Annotated in this window: 16 protein-coding genes; 9 read left to right on the top strand and 7 right to left on the bottom strand. The window is 71.0% G+C overall.

The features are described 5' to 3' along the window. Positions 1–9: 9 nt before the first annotated feature. Positions 10–1,482 carry an NCS2 family permease gene (locus tag ABD120_RS30930; protein WP_425564070.1) on the top strand — a complete coding sequence of 491 codons (1,473 nt, stop codon included), beginning with the start codon at positions 10–12 and terminating at the stop codon, positions 1,480–1,482. On the opposite strand, the gene ABD120_RS30935 is transcribed toward ABD120_RS30930, so the two are convergent. After that, positions 1,460–3,736 carry an ATP-binding protein gene (locus tag ABD120_RS30935; RefSeq protein WP_343953721.1) on the bottom strand — a complete coding sequence of 759 codons (2,277 nt, stop codon included), beginning with the start codon at positions 3,734–3,736 and terminating at the stop codon, positions 1,460–1,462. The two genes, ABD120_RS30930 and ABD120_RS30935, sit on opposite strands and share 23 nt — an antisense overlap. Positions 3,737–4,036: 300 nt before the next feature. On the opposite strand from ABD120_RS30935, the gene ABD120_RS30940 reads away from it, so the two are divergent. From ABD120_RS30940 to thpR, 3 genes are read left to right on the top strand one after another with little or no spacing between them, the layout of a single operon-like run. Next, positions 4,037–4,486 carry a MarR family winged helix-turn-helix transcriptional regulator gene (locus tag ABD120_RS30940; protein ID WP_343953722.1) on the top strand — a complete coding sequence of 150 codons (450 nt, stop codon included), beginning with the start codon at positions 4,037–4,039 and terminating at the stop codon, positions 4,484–4,486. Between the two features lie 23 nt (positions 4,487–4,509). After that, entirely contained in the window at positions 4,510–5,727 is a 1,218-nt protein-coding gene (locus ABD120_RS30945; protein ID WP_343953723.1) for an MFS transporter, read from the top strand. Positions 5,728–5,734: 7 nt separating this feature from the next. Then, positions 5,735–6,292 carry an RNA 2',3'-cyclic phosphodiesterase gene (gene thpR / locus ABD120_RS30950; protein ID WP_343953724.1) on the top strand — a complete coding sequence of 186 codons (558 nt, stop codon included), beginning with the start codon at positions 5,735–5,737 and terminating at the stop codon, positions 6,290–6,292. Between the two features lie 99 nt (positions 6,293–6,391). On the opposite strand, the gene ABD120_RS30955 is transcribed toward thpR, so the two are convergent. Continuing rightward, complete coding sequence (locus ABD120_RS30955; protein ID WP_343953725.1) at positions 6,392–7,360, bottom strand: aldo/keto reductase; 969 nt, start codon at positions 7,358–7,360, stop codon at positions 6,392–6,394. Between the two features lie 67 nt (positions 7,361–7,427). Here ABD120_RS30955 and ABD120_RS30960 point away from each other — a divergent pair, with 67 nt between their 5' ends. Next, a complete protein-coding gene (locus ABD120_RS30960; protein ID WP_343953726.1) occupies positions 7,428–8,696 on the top strand; it encodes an MATE family efflux transporter in 1,269 nt (422 codons plus the stop codon). After that, positions 8,693–9,703 carry a hypothetical protein gene (locus ABD120_RS30965; RefSeq protein ID WP_343953727.1) on the top strand — a complete coding sequence of 337 codons (1,011 nt, stop codon included), beginning with the start codon at positions 8,693–8,695 and terminating at the stop codon, positions 9,701–9,703. Before ABD120_RS30960 ends, ABD120_RS30965 begins: the two co-directional genes overlap by 4 nt. Positions 9,704–9,742: 39 nt before the next feature. On the opposite strand, the gene ABD120_RS30970 is transcribed toward ABD120_RS30965, so the two are convergent. The 5 genes from ABD120_RS30970 to ABD120_RS30990 are packed head-to-tail and all read right to left on the bottom strand — an operon-like array spanning position 9,743 to position 13,792. Next, a complete protein-coding gene (locus ABD120_RS30970; protein WP_343953728.1) occupies positions 9,743–10,117 on the bottom strand; it encodes a hypothetical protein in 375 nt (124 codons plus the stop codon). A 35-nt stretch (positions 10,118–10,152) separates the two neighbouring features. Next, positions 10,153–10,794: a response regulator gene (locus ABD120_RS30975; protein ID WP_343953729.1), complete on the bottom strand. Its 642-nt coding sequence runs from the start codon at positions 10,792–10,794 to the stop codon at positions 10,153–10,155. Continuing rightward, complete coding sequence (locus ABD120_RS30980) at positions 10,791–12,056, bottom strand: sensor histidine kinase (RefSeq protein WP_343953730.1); 1,266 nt, start codon at positions 12,054–12,056, stop codon at positions 10,791–10,793. Before ABD120_RS30980 ends, ABD120_RS30975 begins: the two co-directional genes overlap by 4 nt. 22 nt (positions 12,057–12,078) lie before the next feature. Next, positions 12,079–12,849, bottom strand: a complete 771-nt coding sequence (locus tag ABD120_RS30985) for an ABC transporter permease (RefSeq protein ID WP_343953731.1) — start codon at positions 12,847–12,849, stop codon at positions 12,079–12,081. 37 nt (positions 12,850–12,886) lie between these two features. Beyond that, positions 12,887–13,792, bottom strand: coding sequence for an ABC transporter ATP-binding protein (locus ABD120_RS30990; RefSeq protein WP_343953732.1), 906 nt, complete (start codon positions 13,790–13,792; stop codon positions 12,887–12,889). A gap of 176 nt (positions 13,793–13,968) precedes the next feature. On the opposite strand from ABD120_RS30990, the gene lhgO reads away from it, so the two are divergent. Genes lhgO through ABD120_RS31005 form a run of 3 tightly spaced genes read left to right on the top strand, consistent with a single transcriptional unit; the run spans position 13,969 to position 17,275 of the window. After that, a complete protein-coding gene (lhgO, locus tag ABD120_RS30995; protein ID WP_343953733.1) occupies positions 13,969–15,159 on the top strand; it encodes an L-2-hydroxyglutarate oxidase in 1,191 nt (396 codons plus the stop codon). Between the two features lie 17 nt (positions 15,160–15,176). Further along, positions 15,177–15,863, top strand: coding sequence for a response regulator transcription factor (locus ABD120_RS31000; protein ID WP_343953734.1), 687 nt, complete (start codon positions 15,177–15,179; stop codon positions 15,861–15,863). Then, positions 15,863–17,275 (top strand): sensor histidine kinase, encoded by a 1,413-nt coding sequence (locus tag ABD120_RS31005; protein WP_343953735.1) that lies wholly within the window; start codon positions 15,863–15,865, stop codon positions 17,273–17,275. The genes ABD120_RS31000 and ABD120_RS31005 overlap by 1 nt, the downstream gene beginning before the upstream one ends. Positions 17,276–17,300: the final 25 nt, after the last annotated feature.

The raw sequence follows: 17,300 nt of genomic DNA on the forward strand, positions 1-17,300 counted from the left end.
CCATACGCGGTGGCGGGCTGTCACCCTTCGCCGGTGAATGTCAGAAATGACCGTTTCTATAAGGTTGACCGATTCTTCAGCATCAGCGAACGGGGTTCGACGATCTCCCGTGAAGTGCGCGGTGGCCTGGCCACCTTCTTCACGATGGCCTACATCGTCGTGCTCAACCCGCTGATCATCGCCACCAAGCCCGACGCCGAGGGCCAGTTCATCGGCGACGGCGCCACGCCGGACATCCCGCTCGTCGCGGCGGGCACGGCGCTCGTGGCCGGAGTCCTGACCATCCTCATGGGCGTCGTCGGCAAAGTGCCCTTCGCCATGGCCACGGGACTCGGCCTGAACGCCTTCGTCACCTTCGGCATCGCCACCCAGATGAGCTGGGAGGCCGCGATGGGCCTGGTGTTCGTCGAGGGTGTGATCATCGGGATCCTGGTGCTGACCGGCTTCCGGGTGGCGGTCTTCAACGCGATCCCGAGCCAGCTCAAGACCGCGATCAGCGTCGGCATCGGCCTGTTCATCGCACTGATCGGCTTCGTGGACGCCGGGTTCGTGCGCGGCAACGCGGCGCCGCCGCTGACGATGGGCATCGCCGGCGGCCTGACCTCGTGGCCGATCCTGGTCTTCGTCGTCGGCCTGCTGCTGACCGCCGCCCTGGTCGCGCGCAAGGTCAAGGGCGCGATTCTGATCGGCATCGTCGGCACCACCGTGCTCGCGGCCGTCGTGGAGCTGGTCTTCCGGCCCGGTGCCGCATCCAAGGACAACCCGGGCGGCTGGCAGCTCAACACCCCGACGCTCTCCTCCGACGTGTTCGGGCTGAGCAACCCGTTCGGCCTGTTCACCGAGTTCGACCCGATCGCCGGGTTCACCAGCGTCTCGCTGCTGCTGGCCGTGCTGCTGGTGTTCACGCTGCTCGTGACCGACTTCTTCGACACGATGGGCACCATCGTCGGCGTCGGCCGCCAAGCCGGGCTGGTCGGCGCCGACGGGCACCTGCCGAGGACCAAGCAGATCCTGCTGGTCGACTCCATCGGAGCCGCGGCGGGCGGCGCGGGCTCGGTCTCCTCCAACACCACGTACGTGGAGTCGGCCTCCGGCGTGGCCGAAGGCGCCCGCACCGGTCTGGCCAGCGTGGTCACCGGCCTGCTGTTCCTGCTCGCGGTGCTGTTCGCGCCGATCGTGAAGGTCGTGCCGTACGAGGCGGCGGCGCCCGCGCTGGTCATCGTGGGCTTCCTGATGATGTCGGCGATCAAGGACATCGACTGGAGCGACTACGAGCTGTCCATCCCCGCCTTCCTGACGGTCGTGCTCATGCCGTTCACGTACTCGGTCTCCAACGGCATCGGCGCCGGTTTCGTGAGCTTCGTGCTGATCAAGCTGGTCAAGGGCAAGGCGCGGGCGGTGCACCCGCTGATGTGGGTGGTGGCGCTGCTGTTCGTCGTCTACTTCTCGCTCGGGCCGATCAAGGCGCTGATCTGGGGCTGACCAGTTCGGCCACCTTCGCCCGCGAGGACAGGCCCAGTTTGGCGAGGATGTGCTCCACGTGTGTGTCGGCCGTCCGCTTGGCGATGTGCAGCCGTTCGGCGATCTCCCGGTTGGACAGGCCGTCGCACACGAGCCCGGCCACCTCGCGCTCCCTGCGGGTGAGCAGCTCGACCGACGGCCCGCCCAGCGAGCCGTGCAGCCGGTCGGCGCCCGCGACGGCGGCGCTCACCACCCGCTCCAGCGGGGCGTTCGCCCCCTGGTCGGCCAGTACGGCGAAGCGCCGCTCCCCGAGCACGGCGACGGCGGCGCTCCTGGCCGCCTGGTGGAACTCCTCCATGGCGGCCGTCCCGCTGAGCCGGGTGCCGGTCGTGCGCCACAGCCGGTCGGCGGCGCCCAGCGACCAGGCCGCCCGCTCGGCCCGCCCGCGCGCGGCGGCCAGCCAGCCGATGGTCTCCAGGCAGTACGCGGTGCCGATGGCGTCGCCGAGTTCGGTCTTGATCTCGATGGCGGTGTGCCCCGCGCGCTCGCAGCCCACGTGGTCGCCCTCGCTGAACAGGGCGACGCTGGTGACGTAGTGCAGATAGCCGCGCAGCCAGCGTTCGCCGCCGTCGCCGAGCCTGCGCAGGCCGTCCGCGCAGCGGCTCCTGGCCTGCTCCGGCTCGCCGGCGAGGTGGTGGCGGTAGCCCTCCTGGGCGTCGAGGCAGACCAGGCCGACGTGGTCGTCCTGCTCCTCCAGCACCGCCGTGGCGCGGGGGGCCAGGGCGGCGGCCTCGGCCGGTCGTCCGGCGAAGCACAGTGCCAGGTGGCGGTAGAGCAGGGCGCGCCCGTAGAGGTGCCGCTCGCCCAGCTCCAGCGCCATCGGCTGGGCCTGGTCCAGGTCGGCCAGCGCGCCCTGCGCGTCGCCCTGGAAGGTCATCAGATAGGCCCGTACGCCGAGGGCCCGCGCCCGCTGCCCCGACGGGGCCGCGCACCGGGTGAGCACCTGCCCGAGCCAGTAGCGGCCTTCGGCGTACAGGCAGGAGATCGCCCAGTACCCCCAGAGCGCGTTGACGAGCTCGGCGGCGGCCTCGGGGTCGGGCAGGGCCATCGCGTGTTCGAGGACGGCCCGCAGGTCGGCGTGTTCGAGGCGCAGCGCCCGGTAGCGTTCGAGCTGGTCGTCGCCGACGAAGTGTTCGTCGAACCCCCTGGCCAGGCGCAGGAACCTGGCGATCTGGCGGTCGCGCACACGGGCGTGCTCGCCGCCGTGCCGAAGGCGGTCGCCGCCGTACTCCCTGATGGAGTCGAGCTGCCGGTAACGCGCGCCGGGGCCGTCGGCGCGCAGCACCACCGACTTGTCCACGAGGCCGATGAGCGTCTGCACGACGCTGTCGGCGGGCAGCCGCTCGTCGGCGCAGACCTCTTCGGCGGCGCGCAGGTCGAAGGTGCCGGCGAACACCGACAGCCGGGCCCACAGCAGCCGCTCCTCCGGTGTGCACAGGTCGTGGCTCCAGTCGATGGTGGTGCGCAGGGTCTGGTGGCGGGCCAGCGCGGCCCGCCTGCCGCCGGTGAGCAGCCGGAAGCGGTCCTCCAGGCGTTCGAGGAGCTGCTCCAGGGGTACGGCCCGCAGTCGTACGGTCGCCAGCTCGATCGCCAGCGGCATGCCGTCGAGCCGCCTGCACAGGGCGACGACCTGCTCCCCGTTGCCCGCGTGGACCTTGAAGCCGGGCACGACGGCGGCGGCCCGCTCGGCGAACAGTTCGACGGCGTCGCCGTCCACGGGCAGTGGGGCGATCATGTAGGTGTGCTCGCCGGGTACGTCGAGCGGCTGCCTGCTGGTGGCCAGCACGCACACGCCGGGTGTCTCCCGCATGAGGATGTCGGCGAGCGACGCGCAGGCGTCCACGAGGTGTTCGCAGGTGTCGAGGATGACGAGGGTGTCGCGGTCGCGTAAGTGGTCGAGGAGGGTGTCGAGTTGGGGGCGGCCCGCGCGTTCCGGGAGCCCGAGCGAGGTGCAGACGGTCTGGGGGAGGAGTTCCGGGTCGCGCAGCGCCGACAGTTCGACCAGGTGGACTCCGTCGCGGAAGCGTCCTCTGACGGCGTTCGCGACGCGGAGCGCGAGGCGGGTCTTGCCGACTCCGCCCGGTCCGGTCACGGTCACCAGCCGTTCCGCGGTGAGCAGGGCGGACAGTTCCGACTGCTCGCGCTGCCGGCCGATGAATGCGGTCACGTCTGTGGGGAGCTCTCCGGGGCGCCTGCGGAACGTGCCAAGTGTCATGTTCGGATGGTAGGCACTAGGTCACGTTTAGTTAGTCATTTCGCCACAATCCGTGGCTCCTACGTATCCCGAGTGCGACCCGCATGGCGGAAAATCGGTAGGGGTACCGATGGCCGGGGCCGGTCCGGATCGGCAGACTGAGGCTGTGACTTCCGCTCCCGCGCAGAGGAGCGTGGACGTCCATCAGCGGTGATCCGGCTGGCCTTCAGGAGGGGTGTGCCAGCCGGATCGTCGCTTTTTCATGTTTATTCGATGGAGGAATACCATACGTACCTATATAGTTAGCAAAGGTAATGACTCATGCTAACGAACAATCCCAAGATGGACCTGCGCAGCGACGCGGGCCTGGCATCGGCCCTGCGCGTGTCGCTGGCAAGGCTGACCAGGCGGCTACGACGACAGGCAGCGGCACACTCGCTGACACCCACTCAGCTCGCGACGCTCGCCGCGGTGGAACGGCATTCCGTGACAACCCCCGGCGAATTGGCAGAGCTCGAGAAGGTGCAGCCACCCTCGATGACCCGCGTGATCGCCGCGCTAGAGGAGCGCGGCTTGGTCGCGCGCACACCGCACCCGACCGACCGGCGTCAGGTGAGCGTGAGCGTGACCGAGGCCGGATTGAAACTGCTGAAGGAGGAGCGCAGGCTGAAAGAGGCCTGGCTGACACAGCGGTTGAAGGAGCTGACACCCGAGGAGCGGGCGGTGCTCAGGCAGGCGGCCCCGATTCTGGAGAAGCTCAGCAAGATCTAGAACCTGAGCAACCTGGGACCGGGATGTTCCGGTCGCTCAGAAACCACAACTACCGCCTGTTCGCCTCCGGCAGCGCCGTGTCCAACCTCGGCGGCTGGATGCAGCGCACCGCGCAAGACTGGCTGGTGCTCGATCTGACCCACGGCAGCGCGGCGGCCCTCGGCACGGCGACCGCGCTGCAGTTCCTTCCCATGCTGCTGTTCGGGCTGTTCGGCGGCGTCCTCGCCGACCGCTACCCCAAGCGGCGCACCCTGGTCATCGCACAGACGATCATGGCGGTGCTGGCGCTCGCCATAGGCGTGCTCACCGTCACCGGCACGGCCCAGGTCTGGCACGTGTACGTGATGGCCTTCGCGCTCGGCCTCGTGTCCTGCATAGAGGTCCCGACCAGGCAGACCTTCGTGGTCGAGATGGTCGGCCGCCGCGACCTGTCCAACGCCATCGCGCTGAACGCCTCGATCTTCAACCTGGCCCGCGTGGTCGGTCCCGCCGTCGCCGGTGTGCTGATCTTCGCGCTCGGCGGCACCGGGCCGATCTTCCTGCTGAACGCCCTCACGTTCGCCGGGGTGATCTCCAGCCTGGTCTTCATGCGCACGTCCGAGTTGAACCCGGTGGAGCCGGTGCCCAGGGCCAAGGGACAGATGCGCGAGGGCCTGCGGTACGTCATCGGCAGGCAGGAACTGCTCATGCCGATCCTGCTGGTCGGGTTCGTGTCCATGTTCGCCCAGTCGTTCTCGATGTCGATCGCGCTGATGGCGCGCGAGGTGTTCCAGGCCGGCGCCTCCTCCTTCGGCCTGGCCTCCAGCATGTTCGCGGTGGGCGCGCTCGCCGGTGGACTGCTGGCCGCCCGGCGGGCCCGGCCCAGCCGCAAGGTGCTGCTGGCCGGAGCGATCGGCTTCGGCCTCTTCCAGGTCCTGGTGGGCCTCGCACCCGGCTACCTCGGCTACCTGCTGCTGCTCATCCCGACGGGCATCGCGCTGATCACCGTGAACACGGCGGCCAACGCCAGCGTCCAACTGGCCGCCTCACCCGAGATGCGCGGCCGGGTCATGGGCATCTACCTGCTCGTCTTCACCGGCGGCGCGCCCTTCGGGGCACCCCTGGTGGGCTGGCTGTCCGACCTGGGCGGACCGAGAGCCGGAGTCATGCTCTCCGGTGTCCTGGTCGTGGCGGGGACGGGGCTCGCGCTGTTGCTCACCCGCGTCATCGGCGCGCGCAGGCCGGCGCCCGCCACGGCATGATGTCCTGATGAGGTTGTTCGCGGCCCTGGTGCCGCCCGACGAGGTGCTCGACGAGGTCGAGGCGGTGATCCGGCCGCACGTCGGGCAGGTGCCGGGGTTGCGCTGGCCGGAGCGCGCCACCTGGCACATCACGCTGGGCTTCTTCGGCGAGATGCCGGAGGAGGCGCTGCCCGGCCTGCTCACCCGGCTGGAGCGGGCCGTCCACCGTCACCATGAGCTCGACCTCGCCTTCGAGGGGGTCGGCGGCTTCTCCTCGCTGCGGCGGGCCAGGGTCTTCTGGGCGGGCGTGTCCGGGGACTCACCGTCCAGGCTCGGAGACTCGGTGCGGGCCGCCGCCCGGCGGGCCGGCGCGGAACACCTGGACGACCGGCCGCTGCACGCCCACCTGACGCTCGCCCGCGCCCGCCACGAACTGGACCTGCGCCCGCTGGCCGACTCGCTCGCGGGCTTTCGCGGGTCGCCGTGGCGGGCGCGGACCGTGGAGCTGATCAGGTCGCACCAGGAGCGGCCGATGAGGTACGAGTCACTCGCGGAATGGGCGCTCGCACCCCTTCGGCGCGGCTAGGCTGCAGGCCGTGGACCGTCCCCGTTTCTGGCTGCTGCCCCTCGTGCTGGGCCTGCTGGTCGTGATCGTCGTCGTCGGCGCGTTCGTCGGCTGAGCGGCCTACCAGGCGTAATCCTCCGGCGCCGTCCTGTGCCCGGGGAAGATCTCGTCGAGCCTGTCCAGCGCCGCGTCGTCGAGCGTGACGTCGAGGGCCCCGAGGGCGCCCTCGAACTGCTCCATCGTGCGCGGGCCGATGATGGGCGCGACCACCGCCGGCTGCCTGAGCAGCCACGCCAGCGCCACGTGCGCCGGGTCGGCGCCCAGCTCGTCGCAGAACCCCTCGTACGCCTCGATGCCCTCGCGGTGCCTGGCCAGCTCCCTGAGCATCGTCTCGGAGGCCGAGCGGCCCTTGTCCATCTTGCGCAGCACCCCGCCGAGCAGGCCGCCCGCCAGCGGGCTCCACGGGATGACCCCGATGCCGTAGTCGAGCGCGGCCGGCAGCACCTCCAGTTCGACCGCCCTGACCAGCAGGTTGTAGTGGCTCTGCTCGCTGACGAGCCCGGTCGAGCCGCGCCGCGCGGCCGCCTCCTGCGCCTTGGCGAGGTGCCAGCCCGCGAAGTTGGACGAGCCCACGTAGACGATCTTGCCCTGCTGCCGCAGGACGTCCATCGCCGCCCAGAACTCCTCGAACGGCGTGCCCCTGTCCACATGGTGGGCCTGGTAGACGTCGATGTAGTCGGTCTGCAGGCGCCGGAGCGAGGCGTCGCAGGCCCGGCGGATGTTGAGCGCGGACAGCAGGTTGTCGTTGGGCCAGTCGGACATGCTCCCGTAGAGCTTGGTCGCGATGACCGTCTTCTCCCGGCGCCCGCCGCCCTGGGCGAACCAGTTGCCGACGATCGTCTCGGTGGCGCCCCTGCCCCGGTCCTGACCGTAGACGTTGGCGCTGTCGAAGAAGTTGACGCCGCGTTCGAGGGCCCGGTCCATGATGGCGAAGGACTGCTCCTGCGAGGTGAACGGCCCGAAGTTCATCGTGCCGAGGCAGAGCGGGCTGACCTTGAGCCCACTGCGTCCAAGGTGCACATAGTCCATGGACGCCAGCGTAGAGCTCGGGCATCGCCCGGTTCGTTAGGATCGGCGGCGTGACCGGTGTCGTGTCGTGATCGCCCTGCTTCGGGCGGCTGTCCCCCTGTTCCTGTCGATGGCGTCGGGCATGGTGGGCTCACTGGTCGTCGCGGGTGTGCTCGGCAGGCACGCGACCGTCACCCTGGCCGCCTTCGCCGTGATGACCGCGGTCCTCACCCCCGCCGCAGGGGCCGTCGCCGGAGCGCTGCGCGGGCTCATGCCGTTCGTCGCGCCGCACAAGGACGAGCCGGTCCGTGCCCTGCCGGTCCTGCGCGACGCCCGCTGGCTCGCCCTCCTCGTCGGGCTGGCGGGCGCGCTCGCGGTGCTGGCCGTGCCGCCGGTCGGCCGTCTCGCCGGGGTGCCCGGCGCGGTCGTGGACGAACTGGGGCTGCTGCCGTACCTGCTGGCGCTCGACCTGCTGGTGATCGCCGCCAACGGCGGCGCCAACACCGTCCTCATCGCACTCGGACGCAACCGGCAGGTGCTCTGGTCCAGCCTCGCCAACACCTCGGTGGTCATCACCCTGTCGGTGCTGCTCGTGCCCCGATGGGGACTCGACGGGATGGGCGTCGCCTGGCTGGGCGCCGGGCTCGCCGGGGTGCTCGTGTCCGAGACCTGCCTGCGGCGGGTGCTCGGCCGGCCGGTCGGGCACGCCAGGCCGAGGTGGAAGGAGATCGCCGGGCTGGCGCGGGTGAGCCTGCCGCTGGCCGGGACCGTGCTCGTCAAGTTCGGCGGGCTCGGCGTCGCCACCTTCGCCGCCGCCCTCACCACCGTCGCCGAAGCCGCCGCCCACTCCGTGCTCGGGACGCTCACCGGGTTCACCTTCCTCGCCTCGCTCGCCGTCGCCCAGGCGGCGCTGCCCGAGATGGCGCGCGCCGGCGGGGTCGCCGAACTGCGGCGGGTCGCCCGTACGGCCGCGCTGCTCGCCGTCGCCGCCTCCAGCCTCGGCGGGCTCGCCCTGCTCCTGGCAGGGGACGTGCTCGTCCCGCTGTTCAGCGCCGACCCGGCCGTCCAGGCGGGCGTGCTCGCGGTGGTGCCGCTCATGCTGCTCGCCTCGACGATCGACGCGGCGCAGGCCGTCCAGGGGTTCGGGCTGGTGGCGCTCAAGCGCTCCGGCGCCAGCCTCCGCTACTTCGCCGCCGGGTACGGCCTGCTCGCGCTCGCCGCCGTCCCCGTGGCGCGGACCTGGGGCATCGCCGGGCTGTGGACCGCCTTGGCGGCTGTGAACCTGCTGCTGCTCGTGCTCCAGGGCACGGGATTCCGCAGGTACAGCGCGTGGGTGTCGGCCGAGGAGCGGGCATGATGGACAGGGTGGGGGATCTTCTGACCAAAGCCGTGCTCGCGACGGCCCTGGCCTGCGCGCCGGTACTTCTCGCCGCTCCGGCGCTCGCCGCCGCTCCTGAGGAGCGGCTGTTCACGATGGACGATCCTCGGATCACCGAGTCGAGCGGCCTGGCCGTCTCACCCGGTCACAAGGGGATCTACTACACGCACAACGACAGTTCGGCGGCGCCCGAGTTCTTCGCCGTCGACTCGCGGGGCCGTACCAAAGCCGTCTTCCGGATCCAGAACGCGCAGGCGCGCGACTGGGAGGCGATGGCCGCCTCCACCGACCCGCAGACCGGCAGGGGCGTGCTGTGGTTCGCCGACATCGGCGACAACCTCGACGGGGCCTGGCCCGACATCTCGGTCTACAAGGTGACGGAGCCCACGACGCTGCGGGACGGAGTCGTGCGGGCGGTCAGGTACCGCTTCAAGTACTCGGTCGGGGGCCGCAACGCCGAGGGCATCATGGTCGATCCGCGCACCGGGCGGCTGTTCGTGGTGTCGAAGGAGTTCGCGGGCGCGGTGTACGCCGCGCCCAGGAAGCTGCGCACCGGGCGGGTCAACATTCTGCGCAAGGTCGCCGAGGCGCCCATCATGGCCACCGACGCCGCCTACGCGCCCGACGGGCAGTCGTATGTCGTGCGGACCTACTTCTCCGCCACGATCTTCCGGCCCGGCGGCGAGATGATCACCAAGGTCGCCATGCCACAGCTCAAGCAGGCAGAGTCGATCACCTTCACCCCCGACGGCACGTCGCTGCTCGTGGGGTCCGAAGGGGTGAACAGCCCGGTGTACCGGGTGCCGGTGCCCGCCCGCGCGCTGTCGAAGCCCACTGCCTCGCCCAAGCCGGCCGCCTCGGCGAGCCGGGTGTCCGACACCGCGGAAGCGGGGCGTGGGCTGACCGCCCAGGACGTGCTGATCTGGCTGGGCGCGGCGGCGGGCGCCACCGGCGTGATCGCGTTCATCGCCCGGCGCTCGCGCTGATGGTGCGGCCCTCCGCCGACCGCGCGGTCCGCCGCGTCGTCAGCGGGTGCCGCGCAGGGTCGCCGTGAAGCCCTCGCCCCGCAGCGCCCGCTCGACGACGTCGATGGCGCGCGACAGGCGGACCAGGCGCGGCCCCTCCTGCCGGTAGACGTCGAGGACCGCCTCGATCGCGTGGGGCGGCAAGCGGTGCTTGAGTTCGACGGCCGCGCCCCGGTATCCGGCCCGCGCCGCCTCGATGGCCGAGTCGACGTGGTGGCGGGCCATCCTGGCCAGCGCTATCGGGTGGCGCCGCAGCACCTCGTGGGCCCGGTAGTCGGGCGGGACCGCGTCGAGCAGCCACGCCACGGCCGAGGTCTCCCAGTCGGGCACGCTGGGCGGCCGGACCTCGGACGGCCAATCCGGCGGGACGTACATGGGATTATCGTACTCAAGTTCGATTCGCCGGTGCGTCAGGGTGGCTCGGGTGTCTCGGGGACGAGCAGCCGGCGGTTGAACGCCTCGGCCACGGCGGCGGCGCGATCGCCGACGCCGAGCTTGGCGTAGATGCTCAGCAGGTGGCTCTTGACCGTGGCCTCGGTGATGTACAGGCGGGCGGCCGCCTCGCGGTTGGTGTTGCCCGCCGCCACGAGCCTGAGCACCTCCAGCTCGCGCTGGCTGAGCAGTTGCGGGGCCGGGGTCCTGACCCGGTTCATCAGCCTGGCCGCCACCGAGGGCGACAGTACGCTCTCGCCTCTCGCCGCCGCACGCGCCCCCCGCAGCAGTTCCTCACGCGGGGAGTCCTTGAGCAGGTAGCCGGTCGCGCCCGCCTCGATCGCGGGCAGCACGTTGGCGTCGTTGTCGTAGGTGGTCAGCACCAGCACCCGCGCGGTGACGCCGAGCCTGGCCAACTCGGTGATCGCGCTCAGCCCGTCCATGACCGGCATGCGGAGGTCCATCAGGATCACGTCGGGGTTCAGCTCCTGGGCCAGCCGTACGGCCTCGGCGCCGTCGCCCGCCTCGCCCAGCACCTCGAACCCGGGCGCGGAGGCGAACATGCTGCTCAGGCCGTCCCTGACGATGGGGTGGTCGTCCGCGACCAGCAGCCGGATCATCGGTGGCCCGCCGGCTGCGGGACGGGGACGCAGGCGGAGATCCCGGTGCCCGCGCCGGGCTCGGACTCGATCCGCAGCGTGCCGGACAGCCCCTCGACGCGCTGCCGCATGATGGACAGGCCGAACCCGCCGGAGGCCGGGCGCGGCTCCTGGTCGAAGCCCCTGCCGTCGTCGCGTACGTCCAGCGCCACCTCGTGGTCCAGGTACGACAGCGTCACCCAGGCCCCGCTGGCCCGCGCGTGCTTGGCCACGTTGGCCAGCGCCTCCTGCGCGGTGCGCAGCAGCGCGAACTCGGTCTCCGGCGCGATCGGCCGGGCCGTACCGGTGGTGGTGAACCGGACGGCGAGCCCGTGCGCGGCCGACCACCGGTCGGCGACGTCGGCGAGCGCGTCGTCCAGCCGCGCCGACTCCAGCGGTTCCGGCCGGAGCGCGTCCACCGAGCGGCGGGCCTCGGACAGGCTCTCCCGCGCCAGCGTCTTCACGGCGTCGAAGGGCCGCCGCCACGGCGCCGGGACCTCGTGCCGCTGCTCGGCCGCCTGGAGCTGGGCGACGATCCCGGTGAGCCCCTGTGCCACCGTGTCGTGGATCTCCTGGGCCATGCGGCGGCGCTCGTCGAGCACCCCGGCCTCCCTGGCCTGGACGAGGAGCTGGGTGTGCAGCCCGGCGTTCTCGGCGAGGGTCGTCTCAAGCAGCCGGTTGGTCCGGCTCAGCTCGTCGAGCGTCTGGAGGCGCTGCTCCTTCTCCTTCTCGGCGAGCCGGAGCACCCAGGCGGTGCCGACCATGAGGGTGACGTTGGCGATGATGATGGTCATGAACAGCACCAGGCCGATCCCGGTCGTGCTGTCCACGCTGGAAGCCTGCGCGACACCGGCCGCCACCGCCACGGCCGCCACCGCCGGCAGCCGCGACGGCCAGGACAGGAGGGTGAAGGCGTAGATGAAGGGCGCGGGGGTGAACAACCCGAACATGGGAGACCTCACCACCAGGATCGCGGTGATCAGCAGGAGCCCGGTGAAGAACACCCCCATGATCCCCGGCCGGTCCCGCCAGGCGGGACGCAGGGTGAACATGCCGAGCATCCACGCGGCGGCGATCGCGCACAGGCCGACGTCGACGTACGGGAACCGGCCCGCCGACGTCTCGGTGACCACCTTGAGGATGACAAGCCCGGCCAGCAATGTGTAGGGCACCACCGTGACCAGGAGGAACGGCTGATCCTCGCGTGTCGTCGCCCGGCGACCGGGCCGTCTGCGTCTGCTCAAGGCTCTCCCTCCGTAACCGAGTCTATTCCCAGCGAAACCAGCGGACCGCGATGGCCGTGCACCCGACCGCGTAGGCCACCAGGATCAGGAGAGGCGCGACGGACGGGAATTCGCCCTGGTATGCCTCCTGGAAGGTGCGCATGCCCGCGCCGAGCGGGGTGTAGTGGGCGATGGTCTGCAGGGTCTGCGGCAGGGACGCGAGCGGCACCCAGAGCCCGGCGAAGAACATCATCGGGAAGAACAACACCGTCCCGATCGCCGTGGCGGGGCCGCGCCCGGAGGCCAGCGCGGTGATCAGCAGGCCGATCGAGAGCAACGCGAACGCCGTGAACAGCCAGCCGACGGCGAAGCCGAACAGGTTCTGCGGCAGGTCGATGCCGAAAGCGAGCCAGGCCACGGCGAGGAACAGGACCATCGCGACGAGCGCGACGGCGAAGTTGGCGACGAGCTGGGCGAGGAGCACCCGGGCCGGTCCGACCGGCGTGGTCCGCATGCGCCGCAGCACGCCGTTCTCCCGGTAACCCGCGAGTGTGGTCGGCAGGGCGCCCGTGGCCAGGATGGCCAGGTTGAACAGGATCAGGACAGGCACGTAGAGGTCGAAGTACGTGAGGCCGCCGGTGCCCTCGACGGTCTCGCGCAGCAGGGGGATGCTGCCGAGGATGACCAACACGATCAGGGGGAAGCCGACGCCCCAGAGGGGGCCGACCTTGTCGCGGACGAACAGTCTGCTCTCGGTCTTGATGAGCCTCCAGGTCGCGGAACCGGGACCGGCGGCGATGGTCTGTGCTGACATGGGTGCTGTCTTCTCTCTGCCTAGTGGGGGTCGAGGGCTAGTGGGGGTCGAGGCGCTTGCCGGTCAGCGCGACGAAGGCGTCCTCCAGGCTCGCCTGCTCGACGCGCAGTCGTTCGGCCACGATCTGGTTGCGGGCCAGGAAGGCGGTGACGGCGTTGAGCGCGTGGTCGTTGCCGTCGATGACGACCAGCTCGCCCTCGCGGGTGACGGCGGTGACGTCGGGCAGGCGCCCCAGCAACTCGTCGTCCAGGTGCCGCGACGGGCGGAACCTGATCCGCTGCCCGGTGCGTACCCGCGCGGTCAGCCCGGCCGGGGTGTCCACCGTGACGACCCGGCCCGCGTCGATCACCGCCAGCCGGTCGCACAGCCGTTCGGCCTCCTCCATGAAGTGGGTGACCAGCACGATCGTCACTCCACGGGCGCGCACGCCCGCGATGAGGTCCCAGGTGTCGCGGCGGGCCTGCGGGTCGAGCCCGGTGGTCAGCTCGTCGAGGATCGCCACCCGGGGAGAGCCGACGAGCGCCAGCGCGATCGACAGCCGCTGCTTCTGGCCGCCGGACAGCTTGCCGTACGCGGTCTTCGCCTTCTCGGCCAGGCCGAGGCCGTGCATCAGCTCACGCCAGTCGGCGGGCGCGGGGTAGAAGGAGCTGTAGAGCTCCAGGGCCTCGGCGACCCGCATCCGCTCCGGGAGGTGACCGGCCTGCAACTGGACGCCGAGGATCCGGGTCAGCTTGTCCCGGTCGCGCAGCGGGTCGAGCCCGAGCACCCGGACCTTGCCCCGGTCCGGCGCACGCAGGCCCTCGATGCACTCGACGGTCGTCGTCTTGCCCGCGCCGTTCGGGCCGAGGATCCCGAAGATCTCGCCTTCGCGGACGTCGAGCGAGACGTCCTCGACCGCGACCTTGTCTCCGTAGCGTTTGTGGAGGTTGTGTACCTCGATCACTGGTGTGCCTCTCGTGCGGTGACTGACTGTGCTCAGCTTTCTACGGACGGCACCGCCCGCACATCGACCAGTGGACGGGAAACGGCGATCCACCGATCGGTGGATGCTCGGTGGCGGTTCGGACACGTTGCGACCCCGTTCGCCCTGAACGCCGGGAGAATGGGCAAACTAGCCACGTGACGGAGAAGATTGGCGTCGTGGGCGCCGGGATCGTCGGCCTGGCCGTGGCCCGCGAGCTGGCCAGGACCAGGGGTGCCGAGGTCACCGTGCTCGACAAGGAGCACCGGGTGGCCGCCCACCAGACGGGGCACAACAGCGGCGTCGTCCACGCGGGCATCTACTACCCGCCCGGCTCGCTCAAGGCGACCCTGTGCCGCGAGGGCGTCGCCATGCTCAGGACCTACTGCGCCGAGCACGGCCTGCCGTACGACGAGGTGGGCAAGCTCGTGGTGGCGGCGGGCGGGGAGGAGCGGGCGCGCCTGGCCGCGCTGGCGGAGCGGGCCAGGGCCAACGGCGTGCCCGGCCTGGCCGAACTGGACGCGCTGGGGCTGCGCGAGATCGAGCCGTACGCCGTGGGCGTGGCGGCCCTGCACTCGCCCCACACGGCGATCACCGACTTCCCCGCCGTCGCGCGCAGGCTCGCGAAGGACGTGGCCGAACTCGGCGGCTCGGTGCGGCTGGCGCACCCGGTGCGCGCGATCAGGGAGCGGGCGGGGCGGGTCGAGGTGCTGGCCGCCAAGCGGATCTTCGCCTTCGACCGGCTGGTGGTGTGCGCTGGGCTGGGCACCGACGCGGTCGCGCGGATGGCCGGACGGCCGGGCGAGGTGCGCATCGTGCCCTTCAGAGGCGAGTACTACGCGCTGACGGGTTCGGCGAAGGGCCTGGTCAAGGGCCTGATCTACCCGGTGCCCGACCCGAGGTACCCCTTCCTCGGGGTCCATCTGACCAGGCATGTGGACGGCGAGGTGATGGTCGGCCCGAACGCGGTGCTGGCGCTGGCCTACGAGGGGTACTCGTGGTGGGACGTGCGGGACGCCACCAAGATCCTCACCTGGCCGGGCACGCGGCGGATGGCCGCCCAGCACTGGCGCACGGGCGTGAAGGAGGTGTACGGCTCACTGGTCAAGCACGCCTTCCTGACCGCCGCCCGCAGGTACGTGCCCGCGTTGACGCCGGCCGATCTCGAACGCGCCCACGGCGGGGTGCGGGCCCAGGCCGTGGGCCGCGACGGCCGTCTGGTGGATGATTTCGTCGTTGATGTCGATGAAAGGGTGGTTCTGGTGAGAAACGCACCCTCTCCTGCGGCAACGTCCAGCCTGGCAATTGCCCGGCATATTGCCGGAGTTGTTCCAGCACCCTCCGGGTGAGTGCATCCTTGGGAGTGATGGAACCACGCCTGCTCATCGTCGAGGACGACTCCAACATCCTCGACCTTCTCGCCGCGAGCCTGAAGTTCGCGGGATTCGCCGTCTCCACCGCCCGCAGTGGGCAGGAGGCGGTGGCCGCCGTGCAGCGGCACCGGCCCGACCTCGTCGTGCTCGACGTCATGCTGCCCGACATGGACGGCTTCGACGTGGTCAGGCGGCTGCGCAGCGGCGGCACCGGCACCCCCGTGCTGTTCCTCACCGCGCGCGACGGCACCGAGGACAAGATCCGAGGGCTGACCATCGGCGGCGACGACTACGTGACCAAGCCGTTCAGCCTCGAAGAGGTGATCGCGCGCATCCACGCGGTGCTCCGCCGTACCAGCGGGCAGGCGCCGCCGCCCCGGCTGACCTTCGCCGACGTCGAACTCGACGAGGAGAGCCACGAGGTGTGGCGGGCCGGCAGACTGGTGCCGCTGTCGCCGACCGAGTTCAAACTGCTGCACTACTTCATGACCAACGCCGGGCGGGTGCTTTCCAAGCCGCAGATCCTCGACCACGTCTGGGACTACGACTTCAGGGGCGAGGTCGGCATCGTCGAGTCGTACGTGTCCGTGCTGCGCCGCAAGATCGACAAGGGTAACCCCCGGCTCATCCACACCCTGCGCGGCGTCGGATACGTGCTGCGGCTGCCACCGGGGTGCTGATGCCGCTCCGGGTCAAACTGATCGCCGCCATGCTCGCGCTGCTCGCGCTCGGGCTGTCGTTCATCGGCGTGATCAGCGTCTCGGTGCTCCACCGCTACCTGCTCGACCGCGTGGACGGCCAGATCGTCCTGGTCACCAAGCGTGTCGTGGGCAAGCTCAAGCACGCCGAAGAACGGCGCGACAAGGGCAAACCGCCCGTGGACAAGCCGCTGCTCATCGAGTCGGACACGATCGTCCTGGTGAAGCAGCCCGACGGGAAACTGTCCGCGCCCTACACGACCGTGCGGGAAGTGGACCTGCTCTCCAAACCCGACTTCGCCTCGGGCGTCGTGGGGGAGGCGGTGACCGTACGGGCGCTGGCCGGTGACGGCCAGTGGCGGGTGCTGCACACCGCGAGCAGGTACGGCGAGGTCACCGTCGCCGTCGACCTGTCCGAGGTCGTCGACATCACCCGCCGCCTGGTGCTCATCGAACTGCTCGCCGGTGGCGGCATCCTGCTCATCCTCGCGGTCGTCGGCGTCACCCACGTGCGCCGCAGCCTGCGCCCGCTCGTCGAGATCGAGCGTACGGCGGGCGCCATCGCGGGCGGCGAACTCGGCAGACGGGTGCCGGACGGCGACCCGCGCACCGAGGTCGGCCGTCTCGCCACCGCGCTCAACGGCATGCTGGCCCAGATCGAGAGCGCCTTCACCGCCCGCTCGGCCTCGGAGGCCGCCGCCCGCCGCTCCGAGGACCGGATGCGGCAGTTCGTCGGCGACGCCTCCCACGAACTGCGGACCCCGCTCACCTCCATCCTCGGCTACGCCGAGTACTCCAGGCAGAACACCGGCGCCGACGCGGCAGAACTCCTGCGCCGCGTCGAGAAGGCGGCCGGGCGGATGAGCCTGCTGGTGGACGACCTGCTGCTGCTGGCCCGCGTCGACCAGCAGCGCCCCCTCGACCGGCGGCCCGTCGACATGCTCGCCCTCGCCGCCGACGCCGTACAGGATGCGCGGATCCTCGCCCCCGAGCGCGAGGTCGGGCTCGACGTCGTCGGCGGCGCCGCCCTCATCGTCTCCGGCGACGAGGTACGGCTGCGCCAGGTCGTCACCAACCTCATGTCCAACGCCCTGTTCCACACCGAGGCGGGCACCCCGGTCGCCGTCCGGGTCGGCGCGGGCGCCACCACCGCCTTCCTCGAAGTCGCCGACAAAGGCCCGGGACTCACCCCGGAGCAGGTCGAACGCGTCTTCGAGCGCTTCTACCGGGCCGACTCCGCCCGTTCCCGCCGCTCCGGCCAGGACCGGGGCAGCGGACTCGGCCTCGCCATCGTCCACGCCCTCGTGCACGCCCACGGCGGCGCCGTCATGGTGAACAGCACCCCCGGCAGGGGCTCCACCTTCCGCGTCGAACTCCCACTCGACTTGGATTAACCCTTCAGGTTTCCCTAAGGTCCCT

This window comes from Nonomuraea longicatena, from assembly GCF_039525605.1.
Taxonomy (GTDB): Bacteria; Actinomycetota; Actinomycetes; order Streptosporangiales; family Streptosporangiaceae; genus Nonomuraea; species Nonomuraea longicatena.